The 18443-nt window shown below is 65.4% G+C and carries 12 protein-coding genes; 5 read left to right on the top strand and 7 right to left on the bottom strand.

What is annotated here, in order from left to right:
• Positions 1-29: 29 nt before the first annotated feature.
• Positions 30-3413, bottom strand: coding sequence for a TonB-dependent receptor (locus QP045_RS05985; RefSeq protein WP_422514055.1), 3384 nt, complete (start codon positions 3411-3413; stop codon positions 30-32).
• A gap of 325 nt (positions 3414-3738) precedes the next feature.
• Here QP045_RS05985 and QP045_RS05980 point away from each other — a divergent pair, with 325 nt between their 5' ends.
• The 3 genes from QP045_RS05980 to QP045_RS05970 are packed head-to-tail and all read left to right on the top strand — an operon-like array spanning position 3739 to position 8275.
• Positions 3739-5271 carry a tryptophan halogenase family protein gene (locus QP045_RS05980; protein WP_422514054.1) on the top strand — a complete coding sequence of 511 codons (1533 nt, stop codon included), beginning with the start codon at positions 3739-3741 and terminating at the stop codon, positions 5269-5271.
• Positions 5272-5273: 2 nt separating this feature from the next.
• Positions 5274-6767, top strand: a complete 1494-nt coding sequence (locus QP045_RS05975; RefSeq protein WP_422514053.1) for a tryptophan 7-halogenase — start codon at positions 5274-5276, stop codon at positions 6765-6767.
• Entirely contained in the window at positions 6764-8275 is a 1512-nt protein-coding gene (locus tag QP045_RS05970) for a tryptophan halogenase family protein (RefSeq protein ID WP_422514052.1), read from the top strand. The genes QP045_RS05975 and QP045_RS05970 overlap by 4 nt, the downstream gene beginning before the upstream one ends.
• Before the next feature lie 6 nt (positions 8276-8281).
• Here the strand turns inward: QP045_RS05970 and QP045_RS05965 are convergent, their stop codons facing one another.
• The 6 genes from QP045_RS05965 to QP045_RS05940 form a co-directional block, all read right to left on the bottom strand.
• The gene (locus tag QP045_RS05965) at positions 8282-9301 is read right to left on the bottom strand and encodes a cupin-like domain-containing protein (RefSeq protein ID WP_422514051.1); all 1020 of its coding nucleotides are present in this window, start codon (positions 9299-9301) and stop codon (positions 8282-8284) included.
• A 380-nt stretch (positions 9302-9681) separates the two neighbouring features.
• A complete protein-coding gene (locus QP045_RS05960) occupies positions 9682-10395 on the bottom strand; it encodes an ABC transporter ATP-binding protein (RefSeq protein WP_422514050.1) in 714 nt (237 codons plus the stop codon).
• Entirely contained in the window at positions 10392-11594 is a 1203-nt protein-coding gene (locus QP045_RS05955) for an ABC transporter permease (protein WP_422514049.1), read from the bottom strand. Before QP045_RS05955 ends, QP045_RS05960 begins: the two co-directional genes overlap by 4 nt.
• 2 nt (positions 11595-11596) lie before the next feature.
• The gene (locus tag QP045_RS05950) at positions 11597-12637 is read right to left on the bottom strand and encodes an efflux RND transporter periplasmic adaptor subunit (protein ID WP_422514048.1); all 1041 of its coding nucleotides are present in this window, start codon (positions 12635-12637) and stop codon (positions 11597-11599) included.
• 128 nt (positions 12638-12765) lie between these two features.
• On the bottom strand, positions 12766-13605 hold the full coding sequence (locus QP045_RS05945) for a hydroxypyruvate isomerase family protein (RefSeq protein WP_422514047.1): 840 nt from the start codon (positions 13603-13605) through the stop codon (positions 12766-12768).
• 65 nt (positions 13606-13670) lie between these two features.
• On the bottom strand, positions 13671-15419 hold the full coding sequence (locus QP045_RS05940) for a GH39 family glycosyl hydrolase (RefSeq protein ID WP_422514046.1): 1749 nt from the start codon (positions 15417-15419) through the stop codon (positions 13671-13673).
• 221 nt (positions 15420-15640) lie between these two features.
• On the opposite strand from QP045_RS05940, the gene QP045_RS05935 reads away from it, so the two are divergent.
• Positions 15641-16384 carry a VIT1/CCC1 transporter family protein gene (locus QP045_RS05935; protein ID WP_422514045.1) on the top strand — a complete coding sequence of 248 codons (744 nt, stop codon included), beginning with the start codon at positions 15641-15643 and terminating at the stop codon, positions 16382-16384.
• 227 nt (positions 16385-16611) lie between these two features.
• A complete protein-coding gene (locus QP045_RS05930; RefSeq protein ID WP_422514044.1) occupies positions 16612-18438 on the top strand; it encodes a glycoside hydrolase family 9 protein in 1827 nt (608 codons plus the stop codon).
• Positions 18439-18443 lie beyond the last annotated feature (5 nt).

The following is an 18443-nucleotide window of genomic DNA, read 5'->3' as shown; positions in this document are numbered from 1 at the left end:
GGCTGATTGTGCCCGTGATGCCGTACATATCAGAATTGCAACAGCGCGCCGAGGACGATGCGGCGGTCGTTCAGGAAGCTGAAGCGATCATACATTTGCCCGCTCTGATCGATCTGGACGCGGGACTTGCTCTTGGTGTCGAGGATGTTGGCAATCGACGAGCGTAGCGTCAGCGCACCGACCCTGTACCGGATGGACGCATCGAGGAAGCCGGCGGCCGAGTTATAGACCGGGTTCCCCGTTACATAGTCCCGATAGGAGGTGAGATACTTCGAGCGCCAGTTGTAGGCGAGACGCATTTCCAGGGACTTGTCCTGATAGATGCCAACCACGTTGAAGATGTGGTCCGATTGGCCCAGCAGGTCATCGACGCCGAACCTGAAGACCGTCGTCTGGTCATCCGGGTTGCCGTCGCCATCGCTGTCCACACCGTTCGCCGGCGGGGTCGTCGATGAATCGACGTACGTGTAGTTGCCCTGGAAGCCCAAGTGGCTCAGCAGCCCGGGCAGCTTGTCAAAGAACTGCTGATAGCTGACCTCTACACCCTTGATCTTGGCCTTGGCCTGATTGACCTGGCCATTGTAGATGATGTTGACCTCTTGCCCGTCGAGCCTGGTCGTTCCCAGTCGCAAGTCGCCATTCGAAACGATATTCGACAGGCTTTTGTAGAAGCCGGCAACCGAGAAGTAGCCGCCGCGGAAATACCGCTCGATCGAGAGATCGAAATTGTCGGCAGTCGTCGGCCGCAACCGCGGGTTGCCTCGGTTGACGCGGATATCACCGGCAGTGATGTTCTGGGCGCCGCGATCAATGCCAAACAGCGGATCGTTGGGATCCGTGATCGGGGTGAAGTTAACCCGGTTGGTGGTGACGACATACTCCTGCGAAGCCCGCAGATCCTGCACGTTGGGCCGGCTCAGCCCCTTGCTGTATGCAAAACGGACGAGTTGCTGGTCGTCGATGTTTAGGCGCAAGTTGACGGACGGCAGCCAATTCTCATTGGTCTGCTTGAAGTTGATCGGAATCGCCGGCTGGGCGGCGTACGCAACTGATTCGGGGAGGAAGTCGGCGGGATCGTCCCGACTTTCTGCATCGTCCGTGCGCACGCGCTCTGGCACGCCATCTCCGTCATTATCGGCAAAAGCCGGCGACTGAAGATCTTCCACGAAAGGACGGAATGCCTGGAAGCCGGCCGAATTGAGCCTGGTGCGGACATACCGGACGCCAATGTTCGCGGCGAACGACATCCCGTTGCTGAAGTCCTGCTTCAGATCAATCCGGGCGTAGGCGCTCGTCGTCTTCTCCGTGATGTCGGACGTATCTTCCGGCCGGAAAATCGCCGAGCCGAAGCGACTGCCATCGTCCGTACCCCTTGGCACCCAGCCATAGTTGCCATTGGCAAGCTGCGGCTCCGTATCCAGATACTGGCGGTATGCGGAGTAATCGCGGAGCAATGCGCCGTTGGCGAAGACGAAACTCTGATTCGGGCCCTCAACGACACCGCCGCGATAGAAATTCCGGAAACTGACCGCCTCGGCTGCCTGATCCGGGTTCTGGAACGTGCCGACCACGCCATATCCGCCGCGACCGTCCCACGCAGGAGAAATCGAGCCCCAGTTGAGCGCCATTTCCGAGTTCGTCTGGCTTCGCTCAGAATAGCGGGCACCAAATTTGATGCCGTCGAACCAACTGGAAAGCCCGTCGCCTCCCGAAAGATCATAGGCGGTGTCGGCCCGAAGGGCATAGAGATCGCCCTTGCCGACCTGAAACTGGTCCGCTGCGAATTGCCACGTGGCACCGTTGAGGTCGGCGCTCGACGTCGGTGCGGCGAGCGGATTGGCATCGCTGTCCCCAAGAAAGCGTGTGTTCCCTGGGTTAAAGCCATGCTCCGGATCGATGGAGAAAGCGATCCGCGGACGGTCCAGGTCCGGCGAAATCTGCCAGTTGAGATACGTGTTGAAACCAGCCCAAATCTGCCGCCGACGCGCGCTCGCCTTGGTATATTGACCGTCCAACACCACGACGAGGCGATCAGAAGCCTGCCACTTAAGGTTCAGGCTGAAATCTTCGTTCTTGCTTTCGTCGATCGTGCCAATGCCCAGGGAGCCGACCGGGGATCCGACCGCACCCGTCCAGGCATCGATGCGGTTCGTAACAAAGCCGGATTCCATCACGCCGCCGCGGATCGGAATAAGAGTTTCGCAATCGCCGGGATTCGAAGGAAAACCACCTGCGCCGCTGCACATCGCGACGCCATCGGACGAAAAGTCACGGTTGACGCCCAGGTTAGTGATCCCGGCGGTCGTGCCCGTATCATGCTCCGGAAACCACTCAAAGGTCCGCTCGAGACTTTCCGTGTCCTCTTCTACGCGGATATATTTGGCGGTGATTTGCAGCCTGTCATTTTTCCACTGGACCGCGCCGTAGTAGCTGCGACGATCGCGATCGACGTCGTTGGTCCGCAGCTGGAATCCGGGCATCGTGCCAAGGATACGGGACGGATCGACCCCGTCGAACTCGGAGAGCTTGGCCTCACCGGTCAAGGTCGTTTGCGGAACATTGCCTGCGGCGTCGACCACACGCGGGAAGGGAGAGTTCTGCTGCCAGCCGTTGATGCGGGAATCGAGCTTTGACCGGGAGTAGGAAGCGATCACGCCGAATTCGCCGATGCCGGTCTTCCAGCGGCTGCCACCCGTAATGCTCCCGGATGGCGAGGATTTACGGCGAAGATCCGTATAGGTGTTGTCCAGCGAGATCGCGAGGAACGGCTTCTGCCGGTCGAACGGCTCCAGGGTACGCAAGTTGATGGTGCCGCTGATGCCGCCCTCGATGAGATCGGCAGTCTGGTTCTTGTATACGTCGACTGCGCCGATGAGCTCGGGAGGAATGCTGGAGAAGTCCAACGCCCGTCCGCCATTGGCGCTGAAGGCGTCGCGACCATTGAATTCGGAGCGGACGAAGCCGAGGCCGCGGATCAGGTTGCCCTGACCTTCCGGCGACGGGAAGTCGGGGGACGAGCCGCCCACCGCAAAGCGCGAGATCGTTACGCCCGGGACACGTCCGAGTGCCTCTGCCACCGACAGATCCGGTAGCGTCGCGATGTCAGAGGCGGTGATCGAGTCCACGACCGTGTCTGCATTGCGCTTGATTTCCTTTGCGCTCTCGAGCGCGCGGCGGATGCCGGTGACAACAACATCGCCGGCTGCGGCGGGCGTGTCGTCTGCGTCCTGCAGCACGGCTGCTGGATCCGTATAGGGCGCACCAGATGTGGGAGGCGATGATTGCTCGCTTGCCGGTGACGGCGCCGTCTGCGCTATTGCCGACGTGCCCGTCAATGCTACCGAAAGTGCTGAAGTTGCAAGCAAAATAGACTTGGTTGAGCCCGACAGCGCCGGAATTGCAAAACCTCTCATAGATACACCCCCTCCATGTACCGGTTACCCGGATCTGTTCTCCCGTGATGCCGGCTTTTTTTGGTTATTCCGAAGCTATGAAAGCTTCCGTATACCGCCGGTCATCGTATGTCCGAGTAATGCTATGACTGCTATACTCGACACACAAGGCCATGGATGTGGCATTTCCTGAGGTATGTCCAACTTTTTTCGGAACGGGTCGCGGAGGTTCTTGCCTTACTTGGTTCACCCCTTAATCAGTCGGGTCCGGTTCTTGCCGAGATAAAAGGAGGGGTGCGGCACATGCCATACCAGGGCGTGGTCCTGACGAACTGGCCAGTCATTCATGGCTGACACGGTGCCGATCAGCAGTGTTTGCATCGTCGGCGGGGGCACTGCCGGCTGGATGGCCGCGGCTGCGCTGTCCAACAAATTGGCCGGGCTTCCGGTCACCATCTCGCTGATTGAATCGGCCGAAATCGGCACCGTGGGCGTCGGCGAGGCGACATTGCCGCATATACGCGCCTTCAATGACGCACTTGGCATTGAAGAGGCCGAGATGATGCGGGCGACGGAGGCCACCTTCAAGCTTGGTATCGAATTTTGCGATTGGGGTCGCCTTGGCGACCGCTACATCCATCCGTTCGGCGACTATGGGCCGGCGATCAACGACGTGCCCTTTTACCAGTATTGGCTAAGGCTGCGCCGTGCCGGCGATCAAAGCCGCCTTGATGCGCACAGCTATCCCATTGTTGCCGCAGAAAATGGGCGATTTCGGCGCCCGTCCAGCGATCTCGCGGCAGTCGAGTCGACCTTTGGATATGCGTATCAGTTCGACGCAGGCCTCTATGCCGCATTCCTGCGTCGCTATGCCGAGAAGAAGGGCGTTACCCGAACCGAGGGCAAGGTCGTGCGTGTCGATCGCGACGGCGAAACCGGGCATGTGCGCAGCGTCGAAGTCGCCGAAAGGGGAACTATCGCCGCCGACTTGTTCATCGACTGTTCGGGGTTTCGCGGACTGCTGATCGAGGGGGCGCTTGAGACGGGCTATAGCGACTGGAGCGAGTGGCTGCCGTGCAACCGCGCGATTGCCGTCCCGACGGAAAGCTGCGGTGTCCTGCGCCCGTTTACCCGCGCGACGGCGCGCACGGCGGGCTGGCAGTGGCGGATCCCGCTGCAGCACCGGGTAGGCAACGGCCATGTGTACTGCAGCAGCTTCATTTCGGACGATGAAGCACACGACCAACTCGTCACCAATCTTGACGCCCCGATGCGGGCGGAACCCCGCCGGCTCTCGTTCACGACCGGCCGCAGGCGTCTGTTCTGGAACAAGAATGTCGTGGCGATCGGGCTTGCCGGAGGGTTTCTCGAACCGCTGGAGTCGACGTCGATCCACTTGATTCAGGACGGTATCACCGAACTGCTCGCCCTCTTCCCGGACCGCGCGTTCGCGTCTTGTGACATCGCGGAATACAACCGCCGCATGGGGCTCCATTATGAGCGTATCCGCGACTTTCTTCTCCTTCACTATGTCGCGACGCAACGGACCGATAGCGAGATGTGGCGTCATTTCACGGATCTTCGGCTTCCCGATAGCCTGTCCGAACGGATCGAGGCCTGGGTAACCCGCGGTCACCTGATCCGGTACGAGTTCGGCCTGTTCCTTCCGCCCAGCTGGATTGCAGTGATGCTGGGGCAAAACCTGATCCCCGAACGCTATGACATTCGCGCCGAGGCGATGAGCCATGGTGCCGTTTCCGCGAAGGCCGCAGCTGTGCGGGAGAAGGTCCTCTCGGCAGTCCGGCAGACACCCGATCACGCCGCGTTTATCCGCCAGATAGGAGCCGCGGCGAGCCTTGCCGCTGCCGAGGGCTGCTGAGAATGGTGGAGACCTCTGCGGCGAGGCCGGATGGCGGCACCGTTGAACACATCATCGTCTGCGGTGGCGGCCTTGCCGCGTGGATGACCGTCGCGACGCTCGCCCGCCAACTGCCCGAAACGGTGCGGATCACCTTTGCTGAGACCGGTACGGATCCCGGTTGCGGCGACCTCTTCTATGGCAACGCGTCTGGGCCGGGCAGCTATTCGTTCAACCTGGCTGCGGGAGTTACCGAGCCCGCCCTTGTGCTCGGCAGCAATGCCGCATTTTCGTGGGGCAGCAAATACGAGCGTTGGTCCGAAAGCGGGGGGTCCTGGATCCAGTGCTTCAGCCTGCCCCTACCGGTCATCGACGGAGTTCTCCTGCACCAGTATCTGGTCCAGCAAGGCGTCACCCGGCTTGACCGGTTCCTCATGGGCGCGGTTGCCGGAACGAGGGGCGTCTTCGCGCATCCGCCGCGCTCGTCTGGCCCCGTCGCGCAGCAGCCGCTGGCGCGCGCGGAATATGGCTATCATTTCGACCCGGCCAGCCTGGCGCGATGCTTCTCCGCCGCGGTGCCGGCGGGCCGGGTGCAGCACCGGACAGGCGCGCTGACCCGCGTCGAGGTGCGGGACGGCGCGATTGCGGGCATCGCTCTCGACGGAGCCGCGTTGCTCACCGCCGACCTGTATATTGATTGCACCGGGGCAGCGGCCGAACTCCTGTCCCGGTTGGAGCCCGGATGGCTGGAAAGCCGCAGCCTCGCGATATCCGCCAGGACCGCGCCCCAGGCGCGGCTTGGCCCTCCTATTCGTACAGTGACGCACAGCGAATCTGGTTGGCGGGCAGAGACGCCGTTGCGCGGTTGCGCGCTGACGCTGACCGCATCGGAACCGGATATGGTGGGAAGCGGGGCGAGCCAGGGCGACCAACAAAGCGCAATCGCACCGCTGGGGCGCCGTCGGCGGGCCTGGGTGGGGAATTGCGTCGGTGTCGGGCACGCGGTTGGTATCGCGGAACCCATTAATCCTGCGCCGATCATGCTGCTGGAGCGCGACATCGAACGCCTCGTCGCGCTGATCCCCGTTTCGACCGCGTCCATGGCCGTGGAACGGCGGGAGTATGACCGCCGCCATGCCGAGGATTACGACCATGCGATGCTGTTCACGCGCGCGATGTTCGAGACGTCCGCGCTTCCCGACAGCGGTTTCTGGCGAGCAGCGCGCGAGGCGATCGGCGAGAAGCTGGAACGCAAGCTCGTTATGTTCGCCGAGCGGGGGCTGCTGGTCTCCTACGATCTCGAGCCTTTTCATCCCGAGGACTGGACCATTCTCCACTTCGGTATGGGGCGGTACCCCCGACGACATGATCGTCTGGCGGACCGCGCCGATGCTGCCCGGGTCCGCCGGTACCTCGACGATGCGGCGCAACAGGTTTCGAAGGCCGCTGCAACCTTGCCGCTCCACCACGACTATATGACGCAGTTCGAACGCTACCTGCGGAAGGATCGGCGATGACGGCGCCTCCGATCCGATCGATCGTCATCGTCGGTGGCGGATCGGCGGGCTGGATGACCGCCGCAGCCCTTTCCAGCCTGGTGGACGAAAAGGACGTCACCATCACGCTCGTGGAGTCCGACGCGATCGGCACCGTGGGCGTGGGCGAAGCAACCATCCCGGATATTATCGCCTTCAACCAGATGCTTGGCGTCGACGAAGCCGAGTTCATGCGGGCGACGGACGCCACATTCAAGCTGGGTATCGAATTCGTCGACTGGGGCCGCAGGGGCGATCGCTACATCCACCCCTTTGGTCAGCATGGCGTCGACATGCAGGGGATCGACTTTCACCAATATTGGCTGCGCCTGCGCGCCGACGGCGGCACCGATCCGATCGAGGCGTACAGCCTTTCGGCGGTCACCGCCCGCGCCAACCGCTTTGCCTTGCCCGACCCAAACCCGCGGTCGGTGTTCTCGCAGCTACGCTATGCCTATCATTTCGATGCCACGCTCTATGCGCGATTTCTGCGTCGCTACGCGGAAGCGCGGGGCGTCAAACGTATCGAAGGGGTCGTCGGGGAGGTGCGCCGGACCGAAAGCGGCGACGGCATCGCCGCCGTGGTCATGGCCTCCGGCGTCCAGGTGGAAGGCGAGTTCTTCTTCGACTGCACCGGATTTCGCGCGCTGTTGACGGCGGAGACGCTGGGCATCGGCTTTGTCGACTGGAGCGCCTGGCTACCCTGCGACAGTGCCCTGGCGATGCCTAGCGCGCATGTCGGGCCGCTTGCGCCCTACACCCGGTCCACGGCACAGCCTGCCGGCTGGCAATGGCGCATCCCTACACAGCGCCGAACGGGGAACGGCCACATATACAGCCAGAGCTTCATGGCGGACGATGAGGCGGAGTCCATTCTCCATCAGGGGGTGGAGGGCGAACCCCTCGCCAACCCGCGCTTGATCCGTTTCAAAGCCGGGCATCGTCAGCAGTTCTGGCGGGGCAATTGCATCGCAATCGGCCTGTCGGCCGGTTTCCTGGAGCCGCTGGAATCCACGTCGCTCTACTTGATCCAGGAGGGGATCAGTCGCTTCATCTCGCTGTTCCCGAACGGCGACTTTCCGGACATCCTGCGGACCGAATATAACCGGCACATGCGTAAGGAGTTCGAGCAAGTGCGGGACTTCATTGTCCTGCACTATGCCGCGACCGAACGGGACGATACGCCGTTCTGGCGCTACTGCCGCAACATGGAGATACCCGACACGCTTCGGCACAAGATCGAGCTGTTCCGGGAAACCGGACGGGTGTTCCGGTACGATGACGAGCTCTTTGCCCGCCCAAGCTGGGTCGCAGTGATGCTGGGGCAGAGGATAACCCCCGAACGCTGCGATCCGATCGTTGCGGCGTTGCCGGCGGGTGACGTGGCGCACAGCCTGCGATCCATGGCCTCTGCGATGGCGGACGCGGCGCGGCGCATGCCGACGCACCAAGATTTCCTTGCACGCTACTGCGCGGCGATGACGGGCTGAGCCAGCTCAGCGGGTACCCAAGGAGTGCACCAGATACTGCCGTATCCGGTCGGTGCGGGAGGGCGCCGCCGGGCCCAGGACGCCACGAGCCGCTTCTGGCAGGTGATCCGCAACACCGCCCGCTGCGTCGTCAAACACATAATGGTCAAACCATTTGCGCCACATCGCACGCTCACGCGGTGGCAGGTCGCGCACCGCCATCAAGGCATGGATCATGGCGGTGAACGGGCTGGTCGCGTCGCTGTTTTCGCCCCAATAGTTCACCAGCACGTTGAACGGTTCGGACGCGTGCACATTATGCCACCACAGTGCCGGTATGAAGATCGCGTCGCCCGGACCCAGCTCCGCAACCAGCGCATGCCGCATAGCCTCGGCAAAGCGGGGGTAGCGGTTCAGGTCCGGCGCATCCGGGTCGACCATGCTCACCGGCTGCCCCGCCAACGTGTGCTCGAGCGGCCCTACATAAAGATTCTCCAGCTGCTCGGGCGGGAACAGCAGGAAGCGGCGGCGTCCTGCTACCACGCAGGCCACATTTGCCGACCCGTCGTAGTGTGTGGACACGCGGGTCGCATTGCCGATCCACACCCGCGCCTTGGCGCCCGGGAGCGTCAGATCGAGCGAGTTCGCCTCGCTCCAACCTGGCAAGAGCTGGCCGGTAGGTGCTGAACCGGCATAGAGGGCGGGCGCAGCGGGATCATTCGCAAAGCGGAGCAACTCCGCCAGGAGTATCCGCAAAGGGGCCATTCGCCGGTGAAAGTTGAAGCCCTGGACGCTGGCGTCGTAAAAGAACCGCCCGCCGATCTCGGGTTTCCCCGCCATCACCTGCACCGGCGCACCGCAATCGAATTGTGCGATGTACCGCGCCATGCTTTCGCGCCCGGCGGACGCTGCCACGACAGCGGGCCAGTTCGATACTTGCCCGCGCAGCACAACCGGCTCGCCGGACGCGAGGATCTCGGCGTCGAAGGTCGCTGCGTCTACCCGGTCGCGTTCGGCAAGTGGGCGTGCCCAGTCCACGCTGCTCACATCAACTGTCCTTCCATCCCCGCTAGCCACGAAGGTCATGTGATGCCCAAGCATCTCAGCCATCGCTGATCCGGCTTAGATGCTGCCAGGCGGTGTTGCACGACCGAAAGGGCGAGGCGTATCAGGTGCACCGGCAACATCTCCTTCCCGCAGCTTGTGCGAGACCAGTACAAGCGTCAACCAGTCGGCTTTTGGAATTGGACGTCGCCCGGACCTTAATGGATGCGGCAAGTCACAGTAGAGCTGGCCCGATGCCATGTTCCCACGAGGTGGCGGACACGCGGCTAAAGCCGGGCTGATTATCCCGCCTCTATTGTGATCCGCTACGGCTTCGCGTGGGCGAACCGTCCGGCAGGCACGGCGTCCGGGATTGGTGCGACCTAATCCGCTTCCCTCGTCACGATCGCGTCGTCGCGGAGCAGCTGGCCGTCGACGAGTTCGATGCGGCGGCGGCAGCGGGCGGAGATGTGTTCGTCGTGCGTGGAGATGAGGAAGCAGCAGCCCGATTCCTCGTTGATCCGGCCGATCAGGGCCATCACCTGATCGGCGGACTGGCGGTCGAGATTGCCGGTGGGCTCATCGGCCAGCACCAGGGCGGGGCGGTTCATCAGGGCGCGGGCCACGGCCACCCGCTGGCGCTGCCCGCCGGACATGGCGCCGGGGCGATATTCGCGGCGGTCGGCGAGCCCGACGGCATCGAGGAGTTCCGTCGCGCGCGCCCGCATCGCTGCCGTCTCACGCCCCGCGCTTGCGGCGGCGGGCATCATCACGTTTTCCAGGGCGGTGAGGTCGGGCAGCAGATGGTGGAACTGGAAGACGAAGCCGATATTCTCGTTGCGAAAGCGCGTCCGCTCGGCCTCGCTTGCGGCGACCAGGTCCACTCCCAGCATGACGTGTGTGCCGGAGCTTGGCTTGAGCAGCGTGCCCAGGATCGTCAGCAACGTGCTCTTGCCCGACCCGGACGGCCCCAGCAGGGCCGCGAGCTCCCCGCGCTGCAGGTCGAGGTCGATGCCGTGGAGGACGGTCGCCTGCGCCTCGCCCTCGCCAAAGGTTTTGACGAGCTTGCGGACCGATAGCAGCGCGTCCCCGCTCATTGGCCGATCGCCTCGACCGGATCGATGCTGGCGGCGCGGCGCGCAGGCAGGATCGAGGCCGCCGCTGCGGCGAGCGTGGTCAGCACGATCGCGAGCAGGAACTGTCCTTGTCCCCGATCGACCGGCAAGCCGCCCTGCGCCACCTCGCTGACCGGCGGGAACGGTGCCAGCGCGCCCCAGGCCAGCAGCGCGCCCGCGATCGCGCCGGTCGCGCCGATCAATGTCCCTTCCAGCACGAAGATCGTCGTCACCAGCCGCTTGCTGGCGCCCATCGCGCGCATGATCCCGATCTCTGCCCGGCGCCGCACGATCGAGAGCAGCATGGCGCTGGCGATGCCGACGATGATGGTGATGAGCGCGAACGCCTTGATGATGGATCCCGTCCGCCCTTGCGCGTCCAGCGCGTCGAACAGCTGGGCATTGTCCTCTGTCCAGGGCGTCACCTTGAGGCCGGTGGCGCGGCGCAGCGTCTGGGCGATGGCCGGGGCGTCGTTGACCGGCGCGACCTTTACCTCGATGCGCGAGACCCCGGTCGGCAGGTCGAACAGCGCGCGCGCCGCCCGGAAGTTCATGTAGACGGCCTGGCGATCGGCGGTGGCGATGCCGAGCGAGAAGATGCCGCCGATCCGGAAGCTGCGCTCGCGCCCCCGGTCCGACACCAGCCGCAGGACCTGTCCCACGCGCACGCCCAGGTCCTCCGCGAGCGTCCGGCCGATCAGAATGCCGTCCACGGGAAGCCCGGCGTTGCCGTCCACCACCGCCCCTTCGATATCGGCGATCACCGACAGATTACCGGGATTGACGCCGATCACCCCCACCGGTGCCACCGCCTGTCCCCGCTCCACAAAGGCGCTGCCGCGGATCTGGGGCGAGATGCCGGTAACGCCCGGGGTCCGTTCGATGACCGGCACGAACGGCTCCCACACCGGGATCTGCTCGCGGCGGCTGATGTCCTTTTGCACCACCGCCTGAACCGTACCCGCAAGGGGCACGGGGCGGGGATCGCGCTCCCGCATCTCAAGCGTGACATGCGGGATGCTGCCGACGGTGCGCTGGGTGAGCAGGGTCGCAAGCCCCCCGATCAGCGCGCTCATGAAGATGAACACGGTCACGCCCAGCGCCACGCCGGTCACCAGCAGCGCCGTCTGCCCCGGGCTGGACAGCAGGTGACGCAGCGCGATCTTGGCGGCGTAGCGCATGCCTATGCGCGCGGGCGCACGCGCGCGCCCGGGGCGGCGGCCTGGGGGTCCGCCAGGATGCGCATGCCGGGTGCCAGTCCCTCGGTGACGGTGACCGTTTCGGCGGGCCAGTCGACGAAGCGGATGCGCCGATCCTGCACCCTGCCTTCGTCATCCACCACGCGTACGGTGGGGGTGCTGTCGGCCCGCAGGATCGCGCTGCGAGGGATGCTGATCACCCCCTGCTCCCGCTCGACGATCAGGTTGACCGCGACGGTGGCGCCAGAGGCGACGTCGTCGAGCGGCCGGGAGGGGCGCAGCCGGACTTCGCGCGCGCCGGTCGCCGGATCGACGCGCGGCTCGACATGGACGATCGCGGCGGCGATCGGCTGGGATCGGCCGGGCAGCTCGATCAACGCCTCGCCGCCGACGCGCAGCGCGGCTGCGTAGAATTCGTCCACCTCTGCCGCGATCTCGGGCGCGGCGAGATTGGCGAGGCGGTAGAGCACGGTGCTGACGGTGATGGTCTGGCCGGGGTCGACCGGCCGCTCGAGGATGACGCCTGCGAACGGGGCGCGCACCTCGTAGCGCTGCTGCACATCGCGTGCCTGAGCGACGAGCGCCCGTCGGCGCTTCAACTCCTGCGTACCCTGATCGACCGCGAGCCGTGCCTCTTCGCGGCGCTGGCGGGTGACGAACTCGCCGAGGGCCTCGAATCTCGCCAGGTCCCGCCGCGCCTGGGCCAGCGCCGCTTCCTGGGCGGAAACGGCGGCGAGGGCCTCGGCGATGGCGGCACGCTGCGGCGCATCGTCGACGCGGGCGAGCAGCACGCCCTCGGTCACGCGCGCGCCGACATCATAGGGAAGGGCGGTGAGCGTTCCCGCGACGGGGGCCTGGACCTCCACCGAAAGGCGCGGGCGGATCGTGCCGTTGACCGCGAGCATCCGGACCGCCGGCGCCTTCTTGACCTCAAGGATGCTCACGGCGGCAGCGCGCGGCCAGAACAGCCAGGCAGCAATGGCGAGCAGGACGAGGACGCCGAGCGCAACCCTAGGCATTTTCATCGTGGTTGCTCACCTTGCGACCTTAAACTTGCCGGCAACGCGCGTCGTTCAAGCGCGGGCGGCGTGCGTCACTCCCTCATCCCCCGGATGGCAGCTTTCGCGCGCAGCGGCAACGCCGGGCAGGTGGGTCAGACGGTGCAGGTCCGTACCGCTTGCTCCAGTGCGGCCAGCGGATTGCCCTGCGGCACGAACTCGTGCGCGAAATAGCCCTGGAAGCCGAGGTCGGCGACGCTGGCCGCGACGGCCCGCCAGTTGACCTCCTGCGTCGCGTCGAGATTGTGGCGGCCCGGGACGCCGCCCGTGTGGAAGTGACCGATCCAGGCGATGTTCTTTCGGATGGTGGCGATCAGATCGCCCTCCATGATCTGCATGTGGTAGATGTCGTAGAGGAGCTTGACCCGCGGCGAGTTGACCTCCTTGGCCACGCGCACGCCCCAGTCGGTGTGGTCGGCCATATAGTCGGGGTGGTCGACCTTGCTGTTGAGCAGCTCCACGCAGATCGTCACGCCATGGTCCTCGGCGATGGGCTTGAGGCGGTTCAGGCCCGCGATGGTATTGGCCGCACCCTCGTCATCGGACATGCCGCGGCGGTTGCCGGAGAAGGCGATGACGTTGGGGACGCCAGCTTTGGCGGCCTGAGGAATGCCTGTCCGGAATGCGCGCTCGATCGCGGCATGGTTCTCCCGCCGGTTGAGGCCGTCGGCGATGGTCATGTTCTTCGCGGCATAGCCCATGGTGCAGCGCAGCCCGTGGCGGCGGGGCGTCTCGTATTCAGCCGGCTCCAGCAGATCGATGCCCTGCAGCCCGATCCTGGCCGCCGCGGCGCAGAGCTGATCGAGCGGGATATCCTGGTAGCACCAGCGGCTCACCGATTGCTTGAGACGACCGGCCGGAGGGGGCGGGGCGGACACCCCCGCTGTCGCCCACAGTGCGAGGGACGATCCGATGATGTGGCGTCGGGTGATCATGGCACTTCCCTGGTTGAGGTGGCGGCAAAGCGGGCTGGGGTAGGGGGAGCGGAGTGCGGTTCCGCCTAACCCTCGGGCGATGCGGGTGTCAGGATGACGAGCGACACGCCCTGGCGCGGGAGGGCGAACGCCAGCGTCCCTCGCCCGGCGCGGACCGGCAGGCGGATCGGCTCCGGGTCGATGGTCGCGAGCATTGCGGCCTTCAGCAGCGTGGCGCGCTGCGCGTCGGTGGGCGCGAGGGGGGACCCCATTGCCTGCCAGGCGGCAAAGCTGTTCGAATGATCGCGGTCGATCCGGTAATGGGTCAGCACCGCGCCCGGTGCAAATGCGCGCGGAAGCCGGCGCAACTGCAGGCGTACCGCGGCGTCCGGCCCTGCCACGTCGTCGTCATGATAGTGCCAGACGAGAACTGCGAGCCGGTTGCCGTCGATGCTCGCAACGCTGCCCACATCCGGAGCATCGCGGACGCCGTCGCGCATCACCTTGTCCAACGCGGCCTGGTGATCGGACACGGCGGGGAGAGAGCGGCCGGTCATCCGGGCGAACATCTTGAACATGTTCATGACCGGCAGATCGATGCCGTTGGAGGTCAGCTGGCGAAAGCCGGCGAAGGGGGCCTGATCCTCGAACTCGAACGCCCAGGACAGGATGCCTTCGAGGTTGAGGCGATGGCGCTCGGCAAGGGCGAGCAGGCGCGGGAAGGATGCCGCGGTGTAGCTCGAATACATGGTGCCGTTGCGATAGGCATTGGCCGGGCCCTGGCAGGCCGCGCAACCTTCCGGATCCGACTCCCCAATGATGATGGGCTTGCTGCGAAACTGCGGCTTTGCCGCGATCGCGGCGAACTCGTGCTCGGCGGCCTTCAGATGCTTGTTCAGTCCCATGCGGACATGGCGGCCGTTCTGGTCCTCGATCACCTCGGGCTGGCCCTTGGCATGGAAGGAGAGGAAGTCGGTCGGCGTTCCCGCCGCCTCCACATGGGTCATGAACGCCGTCAGGAAATCGTCGCCCGCGCCGGCGTTGTCCGGGCCTCCCACCCGCGCCTCTGGCAGGGCGCGCCGGACGCCGCGGACGGCGGCGTCGTGCAGCCGGAAGAACTCCTCGCGCGTGCCGCCCCAATAATATTGCGGGAGGTTCGCCTCGTTCCATGTCTGGAAATACCAGCTGGCGACCTCTTCGCGACCATAGCGCTCGACACAGTGCCGCACCCATTGGTGGATCAACTCCTCCCAGCGCGCATAGTCGCGGGGCGGATAGGCCCAGCCGGTGCGCAAGCTGCCGCTGCCCGGCCGCCAGTCATGCTGATAGGGTTGGGGTCGGACCGACATCGCCTCCGGCATGAAGCCTAGTTCGACATAGGGTTTGACGCCCCGCGCGCGATAGGTGTCGAAGATCCGGTCGACGATCGTCCAGTTGTAGACCGGGCGGCCGGCCGCATCCTCGGAATAGATGCCGGTGGAGCCCCATTTCAGCGCGGGCGTGCCGTCGCCCGACGTGAGCAGGTTGTGGGTGCGAAAATAGACGCGATCGGGAGCCAGTGCGCCCAGCGTCGCCAGCGTGGTCCGCCCGTCCTTCATCGTCGCGTAATTGGGCTCGTCCGCGCCGAAGAAGCGCCAGACAGGCTCGACCGGCTGTCCCGGCTGGCCGGCGTCCACCTCTACGGTGACGGGGAAAGGCGTGCCCGCAGGCTCCGGAGCAACCCGCGCCAGTGCAGGCATGGCAAGGGCTGCGACACCGATCATCACCCACCGTATCATCGTGGCATCATCCCCCCTGTGTTGGCGGATGATGTGGAACACGGCTGCGATGTGCAAGCGCGGGGAGTGGGTTGCAGCAAGAACTCCCGTCTTACGACCTCGGCGATACCGCCGAAACTTGGTGCGCGTCTGCGAAGCGTTCAGGCGATTCACGTATACGGCGGTGCTGGGGATGCTGCCTATTCTTTCCTTCGACTGAAGCGAGGGGCGATCGACATGCCTGGCTACACTGCCGCATCCGGTCGGGACCGGGCCGCTGCCGCCACTGGCGGTTAGGCATGGCCGGCGCGCGCGATATCCGGGAGGAGCATGAGCCCGAGCGCATCCGCGCACGGCTGTCCGATCCGCCCGCCGAAAGCCTGGTCGGGGATATCATGCTGGGCGGCGTCGATGGCCTGGTGACCACCTTTGCCGTAGTCGCGGGAAGTGCCGGCGGGCAGTTGCCGACCGTTGCCGTCCTGATCCTGGGCATCGCCAACCTCGTCGCCGACGGCTTCAGCATGGCTGCGAGCAACTACCTCGGCACGCGGAGCCGGCAGCAGGCCGTGGCCAGGGCGCGCGCGGACGAGGCACGGCAGATCGCGAGTTATCCCGAGGGCGAGCGCCGCGAAATCCGCGAGATCTATGCCCGCAAGGGCCTCGACGAGGAGACGCTCGACCGCGTCGTCGCGCAGGTCACGGCCGATCCTGCGGTGTGGGTGGAGACCATGATGGCCGAGGAACTCAGGCTCAGCGACACGGTCGTTCGCCCCTTGCGCGGGGCGGCCGCAACGTTCGGCGCGTTCGTGCTGTGCGGGCTGATCCCGCTGCTGCCCTATCTGATCGGAAGTGTGCGCGATCCGCTGACGGTGAGTGCCACGATGGCGCTGGTCGGCTTCTTCGTGCTGGGGGCAGGCAAAGGGCTGGCGCTAGGCCAGAGCTGGTGGCGTTCCGGCCTCCTCACCTTTGCAATCGGGGGAGCGGCCGCAATGCTTGCCTATCTGGTGGGGGTGTTGCTGCGGGCGGCGGGGCTGGGGAGTTGATCCGTTTTCGGATGCCGCGTTCCTCGTAGAAGTGAGCGTGCCCCAGCGCCTTTCCACGATCTCGGAAGTGATGGCTGCGTTGGATTGCCTGCCTTTTGTTGAAGACGCGTCGACAGGCCGTGCCAACCTCTTCAAACAACTAAGGGCATTCGTCGCGAGCGCTTCGTGGTACGGTGCCGGCACCTGCCGGAAAGCTGCCAAACCGTCCGGATCGAAGGAGGCCTTCTTTGAAGCTGTTCCCTGCTTGCCTGCGTGTCCTGTTTTTTTCGGCTGCGGCCGCCGCGACCATCGGCGCAGCGAGCGATCCTGCTCCCACGATCCGGCTCAACCAGGTCGGCTTCCTCCCCGACGCCCCGAAGCGCGCAGTCATCGCCAGCGCCGCGACCGCCCCGCTTGCGTGGCGGATCGTCGATGCCAGGGGCAAGACGGTCGCCACCGGCAAGACGACGGTGGCAGGCGCGGACCGCGCATCCGGCGACCATGTCCATCTCGTCGATTTCCATGGGGTGACCGCCCCCGGCACCTATCGGATCAAGATATCCGGGCAGACCAGTCGCCCCTTCGCCGTCGGCGCCGGGCTGTACGCTCCGCTCGCGTCTGCGGCGCTGAACTTCTTCTACCAGAACCGTGCCGGCATCCCGATCGAGGCCCGCTATGCCGGTGGAGCGCAATGGGCGCGCCCGGCCGGGCACCCCCGCGAGGTCGCCCGTTGTTTTCAGGGCGCGGACGAGCGCGGAACGCAATGGCCGGGATGCCGCTACACGCTCGACGTGACCGGCGGCTGGTACGACGCGGGCGACCACGGCAAATATGTCGTCAACGGCGGCATTTCGCTCTGGACGCTGCAGAACCTGTACGAACGTCAAGCCGCCGCCGGACGGTTCCCCTTCGCAGACGGCCGCGCCCGCTTGCCCGAAGCGGGCAACGGCATCGATGATCTGTTGGACGAGGCGCGGTGGGAAATGCGGTTCCTGCTGGCGATGCAGATACCCGATGGCACTCGGGCACAGGTGCCGGTCGGGCGCCTGCCGTCCGATGCACCCCTGACGCTCCGTGCCGTCGATGCGGGGGGGATGGCGCACCAGAAGGTTGCCGACCGAAACTGGACGCCGCTTCCGACGCCGCCGCACACCGACAAGGAAGACCGGCTGCTCTATCCGCCGACGACCGGCGCGACGCTCAACCTGGCGGCGACCGCCGCGCAGTGCGCGCGGATCTGGCGCAGCATCGATCCGGCGTTTTCGGCGACCTGCCTGAAGGCTGCGAAGCGGGCCTATCGCGCGGCGGTGCGCAACCCGGAGGTTTATGCGACCAACAGCTTCACCGGCAGCGGCGGCTATGGCGACAAGGACCTGTCGGACGAACTCTATTGGGCGACGGCCGAACTGTGGGCGACCACCGGTGAGGCGCAGTACGGGACGGCGCTGCGTGCGATGCCGGCCGCGACGGCGCCGGTGGGGGAGCCCAATTGGGCCAACGTCGCGGCACTCGGCACGATCACGCTCGCGACCGCTTCCGGCGTGCCGGAGGCGGATGCGGCCCGGGCCCGGAGCGGGGTGATCGCGGCAGCCGACGCTTTCCTGACCGAAACCGGGCGGTCCGGGTACCGCATCCCCTATGCGACGCTCGATTATCCCTGGGGATCCAATTCCTCGATCCTGAACCGGGCGATGATCCTGGGTGTCGCGCACGGGTTGACGCGGGATGCGCGCTATCGCGCCGGGGTGGTGGATGCGATGGATTATACGCTGGGGCGCAACCCGCTCGACCAGAGCTATGTCTCCGGATTTGGCGCGCGCCCGCTGAAGAACCCGCACCACCGGTTCTGGGCGCAGCAGCTGGATGCGTCGCTGCCCGGGCCGCCGCCTGGCGTGGTTTCCGGCGGACCTAATTCGACCGCGATGATCGACCCGGTCGCGCTTGCGATGAAGGGGAAATGCGCGCCCCAGCGCTGCTGGAAGGACGATGCCACCGCCTATGCGTTGAACGAAGTCGCGATCAACTGGAACGCGCCCTTGCTGTGGGTCGCCGCGTATCTGGATGGTGGTGCGTGATGGGT

Source organism: Sphingomonas sp. 3-13AW, from assembly GCF_049311085.1.
In the GTDB taxonomy this organism is placed as follows: domain Bacteria; phylum Pseudomonadota; class Alphaproteobacteria; order Sphingomonadales; family Sphingomonadaceae; genus Sphingomonas.
Note: the sequence above shows the minus strand (reverse complement) of the source record. Positions and strands in the feature narration are given on the sequence as shown.

Coding starts and splice junctions, on each gene's coding strand:
- QP045_RS05985 (WP_422514055.1), bottom strand. CDS start 3,413: ATGAGAGGTTTTGCAATTCCGGCGCTGTCGGGCTCAACCAAGTCTATT.
- QP045_RS05980 (WP_422514054.1), top strand. CDS start 3,739: ATGGCTGACACGGTGCCGATCAGCAGTGTTTGCATCGTCGGCGGGGGC.
- QP045_RS05975 (WP_422514053.1), top strand. CDS start 5,274: ATGGTGGAGACCTCTGCGGCGAGGCCGGATGGCGGCACCGTTGAACAC.
- QP045_RS05970 (WP_422514052.1), top strand. CDS start 6,764: ATGACGGCGCCTCCGATCCGATCGATCGTCATCGTCGGTGGCGGATCG.
- QP045_RS05960 (WP_422514050.1), bottom strand. CDS start 10,395: ATGAGCGGGGACGCGCTGCTATCGGTCCGCAAGCTCGTCAAAACCTTT.
- QP045_RS05955 (WP_422514049.1), bottom strand. CDS start 11,594: ATGCGCTACGCCGCCAAGATCGCGCTGCGTCACCTGCTGTCCAGCCCG.
- QP045_RS05950 (WP_422514048.1), bottom strand. CDS start 12,637: ATGAAAATGCCTAGGGTTGCGCTCGGCGTCCTCGTCCTGCTCGCCATT.
- QP045_RS05945 (WP_422514047.1), bottom strand. CDS start 13,605: ATGATCACCCGACGCCACATCATCGGATCGTCCCTCGCACTGTGGGCG.
- QP045_RS05935 (WP_422514045.1), top strand. CDS start 15,641: ATGGCCGGCGCGCGCGATATCCGGGAGGAGCATGAGCCCGAGCGCATC.